The 18702-nt window shown below is 42.9% G+C and carries 13 protein-coding genes; all 13 read right to left on the bottom strand.

The annotated features are described in order from the left end of the window. Positions 1 to 29 precede the first annotated feature (29 nt). Positions 30 to 869 carry a DNA adenine methylase gene (locus MHH82_RS41290; protein WP_340970865.1) on the bottom strand — a complete coding sequence of 280 codons (840 nt, stop codon included), beginning with the start codon at positions 867 to 869 and terminating at the stop codon, positions 30 to 32. A gap of 187 nt (positions 870 to 1056) precedes the next feature. Then, positions 1057 to 1269: a helix-turn-helix domain-containing protein gene (locus MHH82_RS41285; RefSeq protein WP_340970863.1), complete on the bottom strand. Its 213-nt coding sequence runs from the start codon at positions 1267 to 1269 to the stop codon at positions 1057 to 1059. Positions 1270 to 1402: 133 nt separating this feature from the next. Beyond that, positions 1403 to 2047 carry a hypothetical protein gene (locus tag MHH82_RS41280; protein WP_340970862.1) on the bottom strand — a complete coding sequence of 215 codons (645 nt, stop codon included), beginning with the start codon at positions 2045 to 2047 and terminating at the stop codon, positions 1403 to 1405. A 290-nt stretch (positions 2048 to 2337) separates the two neighbouring features. Beyond that, positions 2338 to 6216: a fibronectin type III domain-containing protein gene (locus MHH82_RS41275; RefSeq protein WP_340970860.1), complete on the bottom strand. Its 3879-nt coding sequence runs from the start codon at positions 6214 to 6216 to the stop codon at positions 2338 to 2340. An 829-nt stretch (positions 6217 to 7045) separates the two neighbouring features. Beyond that, a complete protein-coding gene (locus MHH82_RS41270) occupies positions 7046 to 10270 on the bottom strand; it encodes a DUF5704 domain-containing protein (protein WP_340970858.1) in 3225 nt (1074 codons plus the stop codon). 23 nt (positions 10271 to 10293) lie between these two features. After that, positions 10294 to 11226: a copper amine oxidase N-terminal domain-containing protein gene (locus MHH82_RS41265; protein ID WP_340970856.1), complete on the bottom strand. Its 933-nt coding sequence runs from the start codon at positions 11224 to 11226 to the stop codon at positions 10294 to 10296. Positions 11227 to 11398: 172 nt separating this feature from the next. Further along, positions 11399 to 12391: a hypothetical protein gene (locus MHH82_RS41260; protein WP_340970854.1), complete on the bottom strand. Its 993-nt coding sequence runs from the start codon at positions 12389 to 12391 to the stop codon at positions 11399 to 11401. After that, the gene (locus MHH82_RS41255; protein ID WP_340970852.1) at positions 12375 to 12929 is read right to left on the bottom strand and encodes a hypothetical protein; all 555 of its coding nucleotides are present in this window, start codon (positions 12927 to 12929) and stop codon (positions 12375 to 12377) included. Before MHH82_RS41255 ends, MHH82_RS41260 begins: the two co-directional genes overlap by 17 nt. A gap of 11 nt (positions 12930 to 12940) precedes the next feature. After that, positions 12941 to 13321, bottom strand: a complete 381-nt coding sequence (locus MHH82_RS41250; protein WP_340970850.1) for a hypothetical protein — start codon at positions 13319 to 13321, stop codon at positions 12941 to 12943. A 65-nt stretch (positions 13322 to 13386) separates the two neighbouring features. Continuing rightward, on the bottom strand, positions 13387 to 13866 hold the full coding sequence (locus MHH82_RS41245) for an ABC transporter permease (protein ID WP_340970847.1): 480 nt from the start codon (positions 13864 to 13866) through the stop codon (positions 13387 to 13389). 13 nt (positions 13867 to 13879) lie between these two features. Next, positions 13880 to 15958 carry a type II secretion system F family protein gene (locus tag MHH82_RS41240; protein WP_340970846.1) on the bottom strand — a complete coding sequence of 693 codons (2079 nt, stop codon included), beginning with the start codon at positions 15956 to 15958 and terminating at the stop codon, positions 13880 to 13882. Continuing rightward, positions 15959 to 17860: an ATPase, T2SS/T4P/T4SS family gene (locus MHH82_RS41235; RefSeq protein ID WP_340970844.1), complete on the bottom strand. Its 1902-nt coding sequence runs from the start codon at positions 17858 to 17860 to the stop codon at positions 15959 to 15961. Then, on the bottom strand, positions 17860 to 18702 hold the full coding sequence (locus MHH82_RS41230) for a hypothetical protein (protein ID WP_340970842.1): 843 nt from the start codon (positions 18700 to 18702) through the stop codon (positions 17860 to 17862). Before MHH82_RS41230 ends, MHH82_RS41235 begins: the two co-directional genes overlap by 1 nt.

Below are 18702 nucleotides of genomic sequence, written 5' to 3'. Positions count from 1 at the left end.
TACTTCAGTGCACTTTCGGAATGTTTTATCTACGCGCTAAACTTCCTCTTGATTCTCTTGAACTTCGGAAATTCGTATATTTGCTCAATGAATGGATCGTCGTCGTAGGTAACAATAAGATCAGCGCAAGGGGTTTCCCTATACAAATTATCAAGCAGGAATTGCAACTCCCTGTGATCTTCGTCTGTATAATAATGTAAGTATAAATTCTTACCCTGATTATAATACGGAGGATCGATGAAGATCGTAGCCTTCTCATTCCAATACTGTTCTTCAATAAACTCGATAGCATCTTGATTATGTATATTGATAAAATCGGACATCTCGTGGATCATATTTATACGTTTGCACAAATCATCTGGATTCCATCGCGATAGAAGAGAATCCCTACCCCCTCTTAATCCTCCCAATGGATTTGCCCTATAAATCCCCGAGAAGGCAAGCCGATTAACAAGGAGCAAACTCCATGCAGCTTCGAATATGTCACAGCCACTATAATCTGATTTCACAATACGCTGAGCCTTAAAAAAATCACTTAGATTCGGCTTTCTCTTTTTGATTTCCATTGTTAATGCATCCGGAAATGTTTTAATTAAATGGAATAGAGAATATACACCAAAATCATAATCATTTAGTTCAAGGCGCTTAACGATGCCGGCATGCAACAGAGCTAATTCAAAACTTCCTCCGCCGGTAAAAGGGCTACATAATACTTCCGACTTCTGCGGTGACACATATCCAAGAAGATATTCAGAAACTTTGCTTTTACCTCCAGGATATCTAAGAGGAGAGATCCGCTTATTTAGCTTAATCGGTTGAATAGGACTAAGAGCAGGATCATTACTGTTCTCTTTTCCTTCCAAGATCAAGACGAATTTTCTTTGTTCCTCATGTTGTGGGTCAAAGTAATTATACGAATCACACATTTCGCACCAGAATCCATTCTTATTGGTGTCCACGTAATCAACAGATAGATCATACGTTGTAGAACAAAATCTACATAGAATCATATTTCACACCCCACCATACTTAATTAGCAAATTCTTCTGTAACATCCTATTTCTCAACAGAGTTCTTATCTTTAAATCTCCAGTTATGAGGGTTATTGGGTTGAGCAGGATTAGGCTGATTTTTTAGAATGTACCACCTATTCCCATCTTTAATTGCTCTCACTCTACCCGAAGCGCAATAATTCTTTATTGTCCCTTGGGATAGCCCCCATTGAATCGCTGCCTCCTTCGTTGTCATATAGTCCTGAAAGAATGTCATCACCCCGAACCTCCTATATTTCCATTATAACATATGCGATATCGCACATGTTATAAAATCAATCAGTTCCCTTTCATAATTCCTTTCCCAGCCCAGCTGTCTTACATCTTGTTTTACAATCAGATTACTCATATTATTTTGTCTTACGTCTTTGTAAGACGACTTTTTGATGTTGCTCCATCACCTTTTCGATGGTCGATTTAACCTTGGTTTTTTCACGCAAGCTCCGATCAATGATGTGCGCCAGTACCAACGGCAAAGTAACGAATTCATTCGGGCTGATCGCATCGAGCTGTCTGCATAGCTGCCGTAGCTGCTCAACTCGTTTTGGATGCAAATCCTTCTGAATATATCTTCCTAAAATAGGATGGAGCAAATCCTTCCGCCTTATCGCGGTTTCAAGAATAAGACCGGTTGCGGTGGAAACAGAACAATCCAGAGCATAAGAAAGAGCCGCAAAGCGGGCATGTTCAAAATCAAAAAATCTCATATCAATTCTTCGTTTTTCCCCTTTAGAAGCACGATATGGAGGATTATTCATGTTCCCTAAAAAATAATGATTATCGTCATATAGTAAGTCCCTTCTCAATAACCCCCGCAAGGAATCCATCATTTTATATGATCCATACCCTTCTCTGCAAAGCAGTTCACCTACGGTCTTCAGTGGGATGTCACAAATATACCCAATACGCGCAATCTGCTCATAAGTTGACAGGTGTATTTGTGGGGCAATCGCTCTCTTCTTGTCGCTCCTTACTTTTCTATTCCCCTGTTCCATTTCAATCCCTCATTTCCTCACATATGTCTACAACACTGTTGTTTAGTTGTAGAGTTAATATTTTATATGTTGGGGGATGGGCGAGTATGTATACCGGCTAGACTTTATGGCAACAATACTCCTAAAAGGAGGGATTAGCGTGGCTGGGAAAAAGAATGATGCTAGTCTGAATCAGCTACTAGACCAAGTTATGGCTACTGCTAAGTCGTCTGGTTTGAAGATTCGTAAAAAATCCTCATCAAAAAAATGAAGTGGCCTGAAAAATGATCAGACCACTTCATTTTTTAGAGCTAATTTTGTAGTTGCATCAACCGATAAATCAGCACCGCGCTCTCGGCTCGGGAGAGTTTACCTTTCGGTCTGAACGTCCCGTCCGGATAGCCTTCCAGGATCTTCAGCGCAGAAAGAACTCGAACAGTTTCTTTCGCCCATGTTGACACTTCCCCATTGTCTGAAAAGTTAACAGTAACTTCACCGACTCCTATCCCGGATTTCCGGAGTATCACGTTACCCAACATTTTCGCCGCTTGCTCGCGATCGATATCAGCCATCGGTCTGAATTCCGTCTTACTAAACCCTACGGCGATCTCATTCGCTATGGCCGCTTTAAGTTCGGTCATATACCACCCGGCTTTGTTGATATCTTTGTAGGTCAACTCCAACGTATTATCCGGGCCGGCTTGCGTTGCCCGTACAATCAACGCCGCAAACTCAACTCTTGAAATCGGGCGATCCGGCTCGAACATCTTATCTGTAACTCCCTTGACAATCTGTTTCTCTGCCAGGTAGTCAATCGCTTTTCGCGCAAAAGAGTCTGGTTTTACATCCTCAAACTTCTGGGTTGGTGCAGGATTTTGTGATGCATCTCCCCCACCCTGCTCCGGATCTGGAACATGATTTTCTTGTTTATCCGGTTTCGTCGGTTCCGGCATGGAAACTAATGGTGGTGTGCTTCCGCCTCCCCCTCCGCCGCTGACGACATGCTCCTTTGTCTTAACCGTCATCTCTACCATCTCCGGACTCTCTCCGGATGCGTTAGCTGCCTGGAACATGTATGTGTAACTGGTGTTTGGCTTCAGCCCTTCATCTTTTAGGGTGGTAGTCACCGGTACCCGTTTGATTTCCTTACCATCGCGGTGCATGATCAGCTCGGTCGCACCGGTGAGGACAGCTTGGCTTAGGTCAAACTCCGCTGTCGTTTCCGTCACTGTTCCAAGGACGATTCCCTCCGGCTTGGCCGGGATTGTGACAAATTCGATCGGCGTAGGCTCCGAACCATAGCCTTGACTGTTTTCGGCAACAATCTCATAACCGTAGTTCGTACCCGGTGTAATCGGCGCTAGAACGATCGGCCCCGTCTCCCCGCGCCAGATTTCCGTTCCGTTCTCGTCTTTCAGGACGTACTCTTTGGCACCATCCACCGGTTCAAATTCAATCGCTACCTGGTTCGGCTCCACCTTTACTTGTATGCCATCGGCAGCCACCGGCAAGGTTTGTGTGGTGGCTTCGATCCGGGTCTTTCTGCTCTCGCCGGATGGATTCTCAGACCATACCGTGATTCCATACGTTTTACCTGGTTCCAGCGATCGCAGCTCAATTTCGTTTTGGTTCGTCAACTCCGCTGTACCCGCTCCGTCCAGCTGGGCGTAGTACCCGCTGGCTGTTGCATCCGCATCCCAACTAAGCACGATCGAATCTGTTTGCACACTTCTTACCTTCAGATTGGATACCGCATGCGGTTTAGTTAGAAACTGTCCGCTGGTTGCTGCACCATAGCCTGAGCTGTTCCCGGCTTCCACCGTTAAATTGTAGACCTCGCTACCCTGCAGCGTGTTCAGCGCAAGATGATTCGTGGAAACTTCATAGGCTTGATCGCCCACAGTTACACGGTATTTTGTTGCCCCCGGCACTTCCTCCCAACTAAGCTCTGCGCTCGTTTCTTCAATATTTGTCACAGTTATTGCGTCCGGAGCTTCCGGTAAAGTGAAGGAGGATACTGTACTGGTCACGCCCTGACCGCTGCGATTCTGAGCATATGCGGTCACTTCATAAGCCTGTCCACTCGCTAAACCGCTGAAGGTATATTCTAATACGCCTGCTGGAAGCGTTACGGTTTGGCCATCACTTAGCATCAGGGTGTAACTATCTGCCCCGCGCACACGCGACCATCTAACGGTGATGCTATCTTCAGTGGTTGTGGTATCTAGCGGTAAAGCACCTGGCAAGGTAATGATGCCCGGCAGCTCGGAAAAATCACCTTCTCCGGTCTCGTTCCCTGCGGAAAGACGGTAGTCATACACTGTTCCGGATTCCAGATTCGTGTCCGAAAAGCTAAGATCCGGTCCATTGAACACCGACTGAAGATTCCGCTCTAAATTGTAATATGTTGCGCTGGTGACGCTGTTCCACGTCAGATCTACGGAGTTCTCCTGGATCTGAACTGCGGAGAATCCACCAGGGACATCCGGCAAGGATAGGAAGCTTCCCCCCATTGCCGGCCCTTCGCCGCTGTTATTAACCCCGCTCACTGCAATACTGTAGGATGTTCCAGCCTGAAGCCCTTCAAGCTTGTGGGACGTTCCCGAGATGTACTCGTCGATAATGACTGATCCGAATGCATCTTTAACGACCACATGATACTGATCTGCGCCCAGCACCGGATCGATTACCATCTCTGCTTGACTATAGTCACGGCCAATTTTGTATACCTTGAACACTGGTGCGTCCGGCTTCGTCAGCACCGAGAGCAGCTGTGTGGTCGCCTGTCCCACATGGTTGCGTACCGTTAGCTCGTAATGGTACTCCCGACCGCCGCTTACACTGCCGTCTACTACTTGATTCTCCGGATAATCCACTTGGTAGGTAGCCCCGGTGACGGTGTTTCGCAGCTCATACTTATATCCATCCGTGTAGACCGTACCTGCCGGTAGATCCCAGCTCAACGTAATCTGATCATGTTGAATGTTGGTTGTCTGAAAATTCTCTGGAATGTTAGGCTCGTACTGGATTTGGTACGGCTGAGAAACAACCTGACTGGTGTTACCGGCCTGGTCCGTTGCTTTGACATGGATAAACCATTGCCCTTCTTGACTTAAGGTGACTGGTTGGCTCGGGTCACTCAGCAGCTCCCAATCCGTGGGTACGGTAGTGGATTGTGTTACTTTATAATAAATCCCGTTTGGCTTTAGACCGGATTCAGCATCACTTACTTCAACTTGTACTGCTATATCGTTACTCGTCCATGGGTGTCCATTTGGTGTGACGGAAACCGTAGGCAACCCTTTGTCGATGTTATTCACCACAATGCTTTTTTCAACCTGGTTTCCAACATTGTCTTCCGCCACGAAGGTGTACGTGCCATTTTCGAGTATCGTGTATTGGGTTAAAGACTGGCTAACCCAGTTCCCATCCGGCAATCGCAGTCTTTTAAATCCTGTTTGCAGATCATCTGCAGTTGCTTGGATTACGACCTGACCATTCGTCCAACTCGTGGTGTCGGGCACCAGCGTCAAGGTAGGCGGCTCGGTGTCGGTGTATGGAATGTGTGCCACAGAAGACATATTTCCTTGATTATCAATCGCCGCTACATGGACGTAGAAGTTCCCATTTACCGTTGCCGGTCCGGTATAACTTGTTCCCGTGGTTTCAATGGTCGTATCCGGGATCGTCGTTGGACTTTGGTCAATAACCACGGAGTAGCCTTTAATTCCAGATGTTACGGTCACTTGCTTTGCAGCAGATAAAGCCGTTGCTCCGGAGTTTTTCGGATACCCTTTGATCTGATAGCTGTATGTTGTCCCGTTATCAGCGGCTGGACTCCAAGTCACGGTTGGCTTTCTTCCCGTCCCTACTCCAACACTTACTCCAGAAGGGGTATTCGGTTTTGCATTATCGATAGCCGCCGTATCGTCATAGTCCGATAAATAGCCTCGATAGATTGATGCATTATTGCGGAAAACCTCGACTTCGGTTGCGTATCCAAATTTTAAGTCGTCGACTTGTAAGATCCCATCAGTCGCCCAATAAAGCCTTGGTCTTAACCCCTTCACGACCGTATCGTAGTCAACCGGATCAGTAATATAAACGTTGGCGTTAATCGTCGTCCAAGTATTATTTTGAGAAGTCAGTTTCCGGTTAGGGGTGGTATATGATTTCTGGTTATATACCAAGACCGTATCCCCTGCAGGAAAATTCTCTTTTATAAGTGTTGGTCTAGGTGTAAGAGGGAATGGATCGTTCCACGGGGCCGCATCGTACCGCACGAGCCTATTATTTGCAGCGTCCCAAGTGTATCGGATCAGGCCATACTCGTAGTTGTCTGTTCGAGAGGTAATAATATGAACAACCTGACCATTCGTTAGATTTGGAGTGCCATTGTCCTTTGTCTTTAAGCTCACGTAGTCAGGAGATGAGGTACGCCAATCCACGCCTGTTGCATAGACAACTTCCTTCCCCGACTTATCGATTAACGGATAGCCTTTCTTAAACCAACCCGTTGTGAGCGCGAAGTAGATCTGCGAATCGGTGCTGTTTATAGCTCGAACCTTAAAACTTACTCCGAGAGTCGATCCGGAAGGAATACTCTTGCCAGCAAAGGTGCTTATAGAGGTGGTCGACTCTGTCGTAGAGGGTGGATTTACGTTATTACCACTTTTGTTAGATATAGTATCAGTAAGCTGCAACACTTTTGTTCCGCTTGCAGCATCACCCACCGTTGCTACTGATTGATTACCGATTGGGTTAGGTCCACCCCATACCATACTTGGAATTTCGTCCGTGGCCTCAAAGCCCGTTTGAGTTAAGACGTCGGATGAATCCATTTCCGTTGCCCATTCAAGCTTCACATGGTTACCACTTTGATATACTCCTGTAAAGTTTGGAGGGGGAGGGGCTGCGAAGCTTTTTCCCAGCCCCGTAACAGTCATTCCAGATAGAACTACTGCTACCGAAAGCAATATATTGGTGATTTTTTTAAGCTCAATCAATTCTTAAACCTCCTCAATGTGGAACTGTGGATTGAAAATCGTCCCGGCTCGATTTATTTGCGTTATAAAAGACGACATCCCCTTGGAGCAATGAGAACTGGTTTCCGTATGAATCGCTAACGATATCCTTAAAACCTTCCAGCTTCCACTGACTTCCGGACGGCTGAGCGACCATCGCAGGGGCGTTAATATACTGTAAGTAAGGATTCGCCGTATCTCCATCCTGTATCGTTTCGATGTTGAAATTAACGACAATATAGCCGTTCTTCAAGAAAATTGGTGATTTTTCGTCTAAGCCGCCGTGCGTCCGGCCCCATTCTGCTAGATCTACCCCTTGCTGAACAACATAAGGCGCAGCTGGCAAACTGTATTCTCCGTACCATTTTTGCACGGATGCATTTGCCTTTTGTACGTCTACACCGCTTGGCAATCCGGTCTTAGGACCGATAAATGTACGCAGCTGTTCAGGAAGCATCAGCAGCCGATACCACCCAACAGGCGTTTTCTGCTTCGTATATTTATTAATGTAGGTGTTCGTATATTGTGCCTTCGTTTGGGCACTTTGCTGGGCTGGGGTAAGATATTTATCGTACTTGTAGCTGGCTGTATCGGTTAATTCTGAAGCCGGTACATTACGTAGTCGCTGATTCAAAATCACGAATCTTTCAACCTTATCTTCTGGCGATCCTACCTTGATGAAGTTCTTTTTACTGGTTGTGTAATAAAGATCCACCGGCACCCTCACTTTTCCGTCCTTGCTAACGAAATAAAAGGTTGGCGTAATTTTTACTCCATCCAGTTTGTCCATCATGTTTCCTTTAGTTTTGAAATCGAACTTAAAGTGATACCCCGTCTTAATAGCGACATTTTTGTAGAATGGGTTGCTGCCTGGTCGAATCGGAAGCGTGAATCGCTCGTTATTCCCCCTCGGTGCCCCATCGATTCCATTAAGCCCAATCCAATAAGATGCACCCGTTGGAGTGCTGCTTCCCAGCTGTGTCCGGAATACACGTTCCCAATTGTAGTCGGCAATATCGGTAATTCGGAAATCATAGACCCGTCCGATCGCATCAACCGGGACTGTATCATAAGCAATATGATTCGCGAGATCTAAGTTGGCATTGGTTTGTTGAGTCGCACCAGATGGAGCATTATGCGCGATTGTACGAAATTCGACATCGTAAAAGCCTTCATCTACCCACACTGGCAAGAAGAAGGTAAAGGATTCTTTGGTTTTATCAACTTCAATCCAAGTATTTTTGGGGTAGAATGTCGTTTTCGTTTCATCGTACACATCAAATGGGAAGCGGACCTGCTTACTGCCGATGTATTTGAGATAGTTCCGGTTCCCGTATCCAAGATAGTTCGTATGCTGCCCGCTATTTGGCATCTCCACAGTAAACGGTCGATCGAGGATAATTGCAGAACGCCCAACAGCTGGTTTAGTCTTCTGATTATGAGCCTTATCGTCCGAGACATCCGGGTAAATCACGACCGGAGTATGTACGGTAACAGAATTTATCCCATAAATCGGATAATTCAGTGTATTTGAACCACTCACTTGCCCATAATAAATAGTCCCGGTACTTGGTTGATTGGCCTTATTTACTTTTGTCATAGGAATGACATTCCCGGGACTGAAAAGTACATTATCTCCAATCTGAGGGGCATTCGGGATTGGACTTGGAGTTGGTGCGTTATTGCTGGATGACGAACCACTCATGAGAGTCATACCATTGAAAGTAAAGGTATCATTTCGTACCGTTATACTAACTGCCGACTCTGCGGCTGCTTGTGGATCGCCATCGAATGGAACTGTTACATCAGGTACAGGATCCGGAACGTATTCGTGGGTTTGGGCCGTTGCGTAGTACGGCGAATTGTATCCACTTGGTTGTATACGAATTCCGCCCGAATCAAAAGCATAGTTCCATAGAGCCGCTTCATTAATCTTAAAAACTTGAACATCTTTAACTTCCCAATATGAGTATTCTTTATCTACAGTTACGGGAACCGTACTAGGCTCTTCAGGTTCTGCTGGCTCGTCACCTTCCTCCCCTGGTGGTGTAGGTGGAGGCATAACAGTTACATTTACCTGGAAGGTACACTTTCCGACCATTTCTTGATACTCGTATCTATGCAAATACTCTTTTGTCCAAACATTTCCGTACAAACTTTCTGTTGTAGGAATACCATCCAAGACGTTAAATCTTTCACTTCCACGGGAATCCGCCTTAATTACTCCAGTAGGATAAGGATTAAAGTCTTCCCCATACATAGTGCGTCCCGGTGATGGGTCAGTACATGTAGCACCTGTAGGTGGTAGTTCAGGTGGGTCGATCGGTCCACCAGATCCCTCATAATATAAATTCAGATAGTAAATTTGAAACTTGCCATCATAGGTAAACGTCATTGGATCTCCATATAGCGGATTTTCTGAAGATGGATCTGCGTCTGTTTTTTTCTTATAGTATTTATATTTGTAATTAACCGTATCTGGAGATGGTTTTATGGAATAAGTTTTGTTCAACTCCAATTTCATTTCATAATCCTTAAAACCATCCACACCATTTAAAGAAGTATTATCGGTCCGAAAATGCTTAACGATCGCCTTCCCTTCACTAGGTTCCAATTCAATCTTGAACAGCGTAGGAAAGAAGTAACGCCATCCCTGAACCCCTGGAGCGAACACTTGTCCGTTGTCCATTTCTTCCTGAACACGATCAACTGCTTGAATTTGAGCTTTAAGCAATCCCGGATTTACGTAAGCCGGCACTTTAGCCACGTTGGTTCCTTTACCCGTCCACTTTCCTGGTACAGGCTGTACGATAGTGTAGTTGGTGGAAGTAGCTCTGCTAAAATAGTCCATAGGTTTGTTTTCAGGTCGGGCTTTGTCAAAAATTTCAGTTGCATATTGGCCATTGTAGTCAAACTTAGAAACGGTCACATTCTTAACCTTCTCACCTGAGGAGAACACAAATTCATAGTCAAAACCATCGACAGGAACGGAATCACCAGGCATTATCCCATTGGTCCAGCTGCTTCGATCACTGGGGTCACCAGATGCGTATTTCCAGACATCGAAGTACACCATCCCCACAAAATACCAAACGTTCGGATCATTGGGATCTTGGTACATCCTGTTTTTGTCGATAGCGCTGGCATGTCCAACAAAGATCAATAAACTAAAGAACAAGATACATAGACTTAGAGATGCCTTCGCAAATCGTCTAATCATAATCTAGTAATCCTCGCTTTGTATTACTTAAAGGGGTTCACAATGGCTACGATATATTCCTCTGGAAACTGAGTATCAAACGCTATATAATCAGCGGTTTTGAGATCAAATTTAGTCCAGTCTGTATTAGTAAGCTCACCATCAACAAACACATCTCCCCTACTTTTTACAGGGAAATAACTAGTAACTGTGCCGTCAGAATGTTTATCAGCTCTCCATACAACTTCCCTTCTGTATTTTGCCGAACTATTTTCAACCATAAAGTAGATCGGGGTACCGATTTGATTACTGCGTACGGCAATATAATCTTCACCGTCGATTCTTACCTTGGAAATGCTATATACCATATTCCCTTTGCCCAATTGCAACGGAAGCTGTTCGCTTGAAATGATCTTAATACCTTCAAATGGAACACTTTTAAAGTTTTTCATTAAAGGTGCATCCTTGGTGTAATACTTCTTAAACTTATCCAAAGATTGCAGTGGGAGATCATCTGTATTAGGCATCGTTTTTTTTCCGATCCAAACCCACTGTCCAACGGAATCCCAGCTGACGTTTTCCCCAAGGTTCTCACTAACAAAGCGCAACGGTACATAAGTCCGCCCTTTAATTGCTTTAGCTGCCGTATCCATAGCCACGGATTTTCCATCCACTAACGCCTGTTTGCTACCGAGCGTCAATTCGATCGACTTACTTCCCTTGGTATACTTCACCTTTTTCCCAGACCCGCTATAATCTACCTTTGCACCTAGTGCTTCCCCTACCCCTCGAAGCGGTACTTGGACGCGGCCATTTTCCATAAAAGGATCTCCGCCTTGGAATTTAATTTTGCGTCCATCCACAAGAACAGCAAGTTTTGGGTTGCCTGCTTGAGTTGCGGCATTTGCTTTTGGTACAGAAATTACAGAACTAAATCCAATCGCCCCACACAGTACAAAAAGAATCAGTTTTCTCATACTCTTCTCTCCTTTAAGTAAGATAACTGTATTACAAACTGTAAGACATTATTTTCTCCCCTACAGATTTGTTTCTATTTAAAATATAACACATGTATATTATACATGCAATATTATAATAAATAAATTTACTCCGTTCGCAGTACCGCTCTTTGCCCCACTTCAGCAGCACTCAGCTCTGATTGTTAATACATTCTTTCGGATAATACCCCTTGCTTGCTGCCTCTTTTTCTGACTCAAACACTTCCTCAATTTGATATGGGAAGTTGCAATCCGAGCGATAATAGTAGCGATACCCGGTTTGAGGATCTATACCTCCCAGAACTTCTTTTTTCTTAATGAGTCGTCCACCACCGAACGCGTAGTTGTTATAGTATTGGTCTCCTATAGGGATGCCTTGAATAAAAGCAATCAAGCCAACATCATTCAAGGTGTTTACCCAATCTTCTTCCGGAATGGTGGGGAGTTTAAAGGTATAACTAACTCCTATCCGCGTAGCATATTCATTATGTTTGTTAATATAATAGGCAACATCATCTTGTACACTTTTCACGATAGTACTTCTGCGTTTTGCCTCGAAGTTAACGGGATCATCCAAAAGCGGAATTGTCGTTTGTCCTATGAGATCTCTTTGGAACCCTTGAATCCATCTTTGCGTCGAAACTTCATAAGCAATGACATAATTATCAAGGGTAAAATTTATGACATTCCCAGCATCATCTGCGAATGCATACGGTTTTTTAGCCCGCCAGGAATGCTTATACACAGGCATACCTTCGGTATCCTTATATTCATCGTTGGCATAAATAAAAAAACCATCGTAATCTAAAACTGCAATCGCCGGCACATAGGATATTAATGCGGCTTGTCCGATGTGATCGTTGTTACTTGTAAAATTTAGATATAATGTTTTAAAAAAGGTGTCCAAAGCAAGATCTTTATCGACTCTTGTGAACTTATCGGATTCATATCCGGATTCAAATTCCTGTGATTCGTTAATGTTAAGCACCATACCCGCATCCTGAGCAGCCGTGCGCAAGGCTGTCGTATATTGATCCTTCAGTTGATCGGTATAGATTTGATCGCGGGTATGGATATCCATAATGAAAAAAAATGGAGAAAAGATGATAACAAAAATGATTGCAAGATTAGTAATAATCCTCATTTAGCACCATCCCTCCATACCGGACAAAGATTTTGGTGTTTTCCCCGGTATTGGATCCCAATAAAAAGTCTTTCAAGATTACAGACAAGGGACGGTTAATATTCTTAACTTCCACTTTAAAAAAATCATTGGTCGCTAATATATACCTTCTCGCCTCACTATCTTTAGGTTCCGAATTAACGGGGAATAAAACACTCATAATCTCATCTTCATAATGCGCATCATAGTAGGTTATAAAATCATTCTGGAAGCTTGTCGGATCAGCTGGATCAGCATAAACAGGATTATATTTTTTGTGTTTATGTTCCATCTTAAGATCGTACTGATTTCCAGTAGCACCCAGCTTTTGGTTAAACTCAAGATACATCTGGGGACTGATATACCCCTTTGTTCGGACGGAATCAACAAACACTCTCACTGCTTCATTCACTACCATTTGAGATAAATCATCCTGTCGTTGTGCTTGCTGATAGGTTGGATAATAGAAGAAAAGGGCTACAGAAATAAATGCGCCAAGCAATTTTGAGATAACATCCATAAATTCACCGCCTATCGAAATACAATCGTTTGGATTTTTCCTGTTCCGTCTCTTTGATAACTCACTATGTACTTCCGATGTGGGTCTATAAGGGAAACATTTACGGTTTCAATATCAAGCGTTTTAGGAAATGTAATACCATCCACCATGATATCGGCATCCAGTTCATGAATATGGAAAATGCTCTGTATGACTTCCGCACCCGTGTAAGTTTTTTCACCTATAATCTCTAATCCAGTAAACAGTCGTCTTTCTTCTTGCTCCGCTGCTTTCTGGTGCGCGTTCAACACATCCTGTTGCTGAAATAAAAAAACAGCAGATAATGTAGCAGCCGCCACAAAAAATACAATTGATGCAGCAATATTGATAGCTGTATCTACTTTACTATTCATTCGCTTACCCCCCCTCCAAAGGGTGCCTCATCGACTTGGAGGAGACACCCACGGGAGATTATTAATTAGTTCGTAACTTGCTCAAAAATAATGCCACGCACGACATTGTTTGCATCACGAACAAGAGATGATTTGAATTTTCCGGATGGGTTAATGTAATCTCTGCTACTTTGGTTTTCTGCTTCTGACAGATCGGTATTTCTGCCATAGCCATTATCAATTTCACCTTTGTTCGTTCCGGAGATAGTAAATCTATTTCCGTAGAATGTATACCCATTTTTACCTGTTTGTACAAGAATCCCAAATTGATCATTATTCATATATTGGCGAATAGTATTAAGTACTTGGCTCCCCGAAAGGGTATTGTTGCTATATGTGTTATAATCGAAGTCTGAAAGTTGGGTGGTTAAGTTTGCATATTTAGCCTGACCAACACGTGCGGAATCTTGTCCGCCAGAAACGAGATTCGCAACAATAACTACCAGTACAATAGAGAAAAAGATTGTGGCACCAATAAAAATAGCCTTTGCTACGTTAGATGGCATTTAGCATCTCTCCTTAATATCCTAGAATTTGTTGATTTACAGCATCCAATTGTTGCATGGATACGTAGATCATAGGGAAAATTAATCCAAGTCCTAGAAGGATAACTGAAGGTGTAACACCATACAGTAACCCCCAAATAATCTTGTTTTGAATGACCATTTCCAAGTGTTCCTTTTTTTGCTCTTCGTAGTATTCCTGCTCGGATTCTAAATCGTCGAAGGCTTCTCGCAAGGGGATTTTTTCGACGGATCTTTGCAAGCGCTCGATAATGCGAACGAATGAATTAAACGGTGCATCTCGTTTTAGTTCTTCAAGCGCCTGAATCGCGCCGTTGTTATAATTCAATAAGCATTTGCGAAGAGCCGGCTTAAAGATAATACTGTAACGTTCAAGCCATTCAAGAACTGTTTCAACTGTCATTCGGTCAAACTCAAATAAAATAGAGATCAACATATGAAGTTGGTCAACTTCTCCCTGCATCTCCATTTTTCTCATTTGACGTTGGTACATGAGGAACCATAAAGGAAAGTAAAAACCTGCTGCACCAACTCCGAAAGCAAGTAAAAGTTCATACCATTTAAAGTACTCATTACCGATCTGATTCATTTTCATATAAATGCGATTTACCGCATTGTTTATCTCCAAATCAGAAGCGGGTTTCTCAATGACTTCCCTTACGAGTGCCTCAACATTCTCCCGTGTTTTTTCTCCCCCCCCCTCTATGTCTTTTATGATAGCTTTGTCGAAATCGGTGATTTTTTGAGCTTCTTCTAGTTGATTTGTCTTGGTAACCCCTACAATAGATCCACTTACTAGAAATGGATCGTTAAGCAAATGATATGTAGCATTAAAGTGTAGGAAAATGGTCAGCGCAACGGTTACGACAAAGCCAACCAAACTCATTATTATCCTGCGGATATAAAACCACTCAATGGTGAGCGGTGAGTTTGTATCTTTAAGCAAAACAGAGATCCGATAGTACTTGGAAGTTCTCTTTGAAGGAACTATCCGATCAACAATCCACTGAATAATTTTGTTCTTGTAAAGCTTCTCCTCCAAATTAAACCGAAGGCTTTTGGGTGAGTACTTAGATTCATCCATCTCTCCCACTTTTTTGAGAAGCATGTAACAGAGAATACTTGATGCAAAAATAGCAATTTGAACTAGAATCCCGGTTCTCGAAGAATAAAATTGACTTGTAGCAGCAAAATATGTGATTGCCCATTTACGTAATGGGAAAAATACTGGAATAACTATTAATGCAATTACTGTTAATCCGCCAAGTTGATAACTAAGTTTCTCCTTACGAAGCAAATCAAACTTAATTTCTTTTGCCATCTTGCTAAGGGCATTAAGGTACATCGAGCCTTTTCGAACGACACGATCACCATGCTCCATTACCAAAAGTGAGATGCCAGCAAACAATTTAAGGTACTTGTTCGGAGCAACATCATAGTATTTGGCGACTGCACTTTCAGGATCTTTAGAGGTTAACATTGAATAGATACTCTCAACTTGTGTGCGCAGCTCATGCGGCGAACCTTGTGAAGCTTGATAAATTGCCTCCGCAACCATCTTGGTCTCTTGATAGCTGTGCCGTAAATCCTCAAAAAACGTGACCAGTTGTTCCAATAATCTTTTTTCAACGCGATGAACAAAATAAGAGATAAACATTCCATTCAGAACAACGGCTACTCCAACTCCAAAAAGGAAAGCCAGGAAACTTTGGCTGAGGATCGTGAGGATCGTTAATCCAAGCACAATAAATCCCAAAGTATTAAAGGTAATCCTCATAGTTTCTTTTCGCAGCGTAAATTCATCAAACGAATTAATGATCATTAATCGTTTTTTGACACGCTTGATTTGGCCGCGAACAATTGGAATATCCGATAATACAACATAAGACTTTTGGTAAAACGCTGTGAGTGATTTATTTTCTTTTCTGCCGTTTGTCCTAAAAAAATCTGTCTCATGAAATTGCTTGTTTTTCCGGTCTTTAATCACGTAATAAATGGCTAAACCGGCTGATAAGAGGAAGGCCACAATGACAATGGCCAGGACTAAAATTAAGTTGCTTTGTATGTTTTGCACTTAAGCCGCCCCCCAATGTTCATCGAGAAAAGCCACTAAAGCTCTCCCCTCTTCCTCTGACATAATTTTGAGCATTTTCTTTACCTTTTCGTCAGATAAACGAGCGACAGGAACATATTTACCATCTCGATAAACTATGAGATCCCTTTCCTCCCAAACCTGACCGGTTGTTCGCTCCATCCACTCCATTCCAATAGAAATGAGAGCATCAAGTTTAGTTTCAATCCCTCTTCCTTGGGTGCCGTTAGCTGCGATATCTTCCAATAATTTGTTAGCTTTACGTTCGGTCCGGACAATTTCAGTTATTCTTTCAATGTACCGTTTCCCATTCTCTCTAGTGACATGGATATCAATTTCAATCGCATCTGCAACTTGCTTTTCAGCTTTGGCAGTATCAGTGACTTCACCAGTACTGATCAACGCATTAGTCATGTATTCAACTAAGTCTTTGGTGGTATTCGCATGGTGAGTAAAAATAGAGAACAAACTTGCCACCTTACTAACACTGATAACCCACGCAGCTACAATCTTCGTTGCTACCTCACCAACAATCGTGACAGTACCTTCAAATTTCTTCGCCGCATCCAAGCCCATTTCACCTGTGATGGTGTCCGTTTCACGTACCGTTGCAATATTACGATCCGGATAGAGTCGCCGCAGATGTAACTCAAAAACGAGTTCATGAATACGCAAATTCCAGTAAGCTTTCATCTTTTGGATTAATGCCATCAATAAAGTGGTTTTACCCGCATTTTGAGGACCAGTAATCGCAGTAAAGCGAGCGCCAGCCACTAGAAATTCAAGCAATTTTTTGACGATAATTGAGTTTTCACCCATCTTATCGGTGACCAGTGAATCCAGATTCGCATTCGGCAAGTCGAATTTTCTCACCCAAAAAGCCCAGCTTTCAGCAAAAGGCGGTCGAATTACAGTTACCCGCGATCCATCCTTCATCTCGTTGTGAATGTAGCCATTCGTTTCGGTCAGCTGCCCTGGACTGTTGTATTTATAAATGTTTTGGCAGACACGTTTCAATTCAAGCTCAGATCCAAAGCTGAGGAAGGACAAATGGATGGTATTCCCCCGGTATACAATCCAAATACTATCGTAGTTCATACTCGTACGTTTGGATTGAATGTTCTGCATCATCTCAACTTCGTCGTCAATGCTTTTCCAGCTCGCTGGGATACCCGACACTCCAGCTGATACTCCATCAATGGCCATATCCCGAATTTCATCAATCGGTCCAAAGCCAGTGAACTCCTGATACACTCGCTGAACTACAATATGAAGTTTGTCGAGATACGTAAGACGCCCCACTTCTTTATGAAAAATGTCCTCGATCTCTTCTAGGGTAATGATATGTGATTCAACAGTTCCGCCCTCAATAATGGTTTTTCTCCGATCCAGGTTATGTTTTTCGATTAGCTTAGGAAGGGCCTTATACCCAAACTCTTTCTTATACTGATGAATCAATATTTCAAACATGTCTTGACCACTGAGAAGTTTGGGGCGATCAAACGGAATAACCCAATTGATATTCTCTTCATTCAGGCCATAGTTCCGATCGAGAAGATCAAAAATAAACTCTTTGACGTAAATTTTGTCCTTTATGTCACCGCTGCTGGTATTTTTTAAAGATTGTTTCAATTCAGCAACAATGTTCTGCCGGCGATTAAATTCCTCCTCAGATAATCCAATGTCAAGAAGATTCATATTGATAAAATCATTGATCGCATATTTCACGTACTCAATCATCTTTTCGATCGTGTATTTCTCTTTAAGCTCTTGTTTCCGATCAACTTTTGATTGAGCATTTCGAGACAACAATCGAACCGTTAGAAGCACGCCAAAAATGAGGATAATGAAAATAATAATTAGCAGATTTAACTTCCCATTCATTAAGAAACCCCGCTTTCGAGCAACTCATTAACCGTAACATCAAACCCTAGTTCAGTTAATATCGCCTTGGAGATCGCCCGTACATCTTTCATAAAGTCATAGTTCGTATGCCCTTTGCTAATATGCCGATTTTGACTAAAGAAGCCCTTAATATCCCCATCGTTAAATGCATCTCGGATCTGCGGAGAATACGATAAAGGGTACATTGGATCCGAAGTACCAAACAGCTTTTTGATGGTCTGGATTTTATACTTCGATTGCTTATCATACTGACCAAGAAGAATTATTTTCGGCTTTTTCTGCAAGGCAGCTGGCAAGTTCTCTCCTGAAAAATATTTATTTAGTACATGGATGTTTTGGTTGAGACAAACAACAACCAAATCTGATTGCTCAATAGCTGACTGAATAAAGTAGCTATTATTGCCACTATGAAGATCTAAGAAAATAGCCTGGTAATACTCCTTCGCTTTAGCAAAAATCGTAGAGATGTATTCCATTGAATCCTCAAACAACCTAAGATCCGCTTTTTCAGAACCGGTTAAAAGATCCATGCGATCTTTTTCTATCATCATCGAGTTATCTTTAACAGATTCACGATCTAATTTATAGCTGCGTGCAAGTCTCAACAATGCATCCAGACCCGTCCCCGAAAGACTAGAGACGTTTTTGTTATATTGGTTGATAGATTTTTTGAACGATTGTTCCAACGTATAATCCGACCATTGAGGCTGCGATACAAGGATTCGGTAATGATAATCCTTAGCGATACTTGTTGTGATCGCGGCTGTATTTGTTGTAACACCTAATCCATGCTGAACTCCCCAAAATGAAACCTGCTTCAT

The sequence above is a fragment of the Bacillus sp. FSL K6-6540 genome (assembly GCF_038007545.1).
Note: the sequence above shows the minus strand (reverse complement) of the source record. Positions and strands in the feature narration are given on the sequence as shown.

Coding starts and splice junctions, on each gene's coding strand:
- MHH82_RS41265 (WP_340970856.1), bottom strand. CDS start 11,226: ATGAGAAAACTGATTCTTTTTGTACTGTGTGGGGCGATTGGATTTAGT.
- MHH82_RS41260 (WP_340970854.1), bottom strand. CDS start 12,391: ATGAGGATTATTACTAATCTTGCAATCATTTTTGTTATCATCTTTTCT.
- MHH82_RS41235 (WP_340970844.1), bottom strand. CDS start 17,860: ATGAATGGGAAGTTAAATCTGCTAATTATTATTTTCATTATCCTCATT.
- MHH82_RS41255 (WP_340970852.1), bottom strand. CDS start 12,929: ATGGATGTTATCTCAAAATTGCTTGGCGCATTTATTTCTGTAGCCCTT.
- MHH82_RS41280 (WP_340970862.1), bottom strand. CDS start 2,047: ATGGAACAGGGGAATAGAAAAGTAAGGAGCGACAAGAAGAGAGCGATT.
- MHH82_RS41285 (WP_340970863.1), bottom strand. CDS start 1,269: ATGACATTCTTTCAGGACTATATGACAACGAAGGAGGCAGCGATTCAA.
- MHH82_RS41245 (WP_340970847.1), bottom strand. CDS start 13,866: ATGCCATCTAACGTAGCAAAGGCTATTTTTATTGGTGCCACAATCTTT.
- MHH82_RS41230 (WP_340970842.1), bottom strand. CDS start 18,702: ATGAAGCAGGTTTCATTTTGGGGAGTTCAGCATGGATTAGGTGTTACA.
- MHH82_RS41270 (WP_340970858.1), bottom strand. CDS start 10,270: ATGATTAGACGATTTGCGAAGGCATCTCTAAGTCTATGTATCTTGTTC.
- MHH82_RS41250 (WP_340970850.1), bottom strand. CDS start 13,321: ATGAATAGTAAAGTAGATACAGCTATCAATATTGCTGCATCAATTGTA.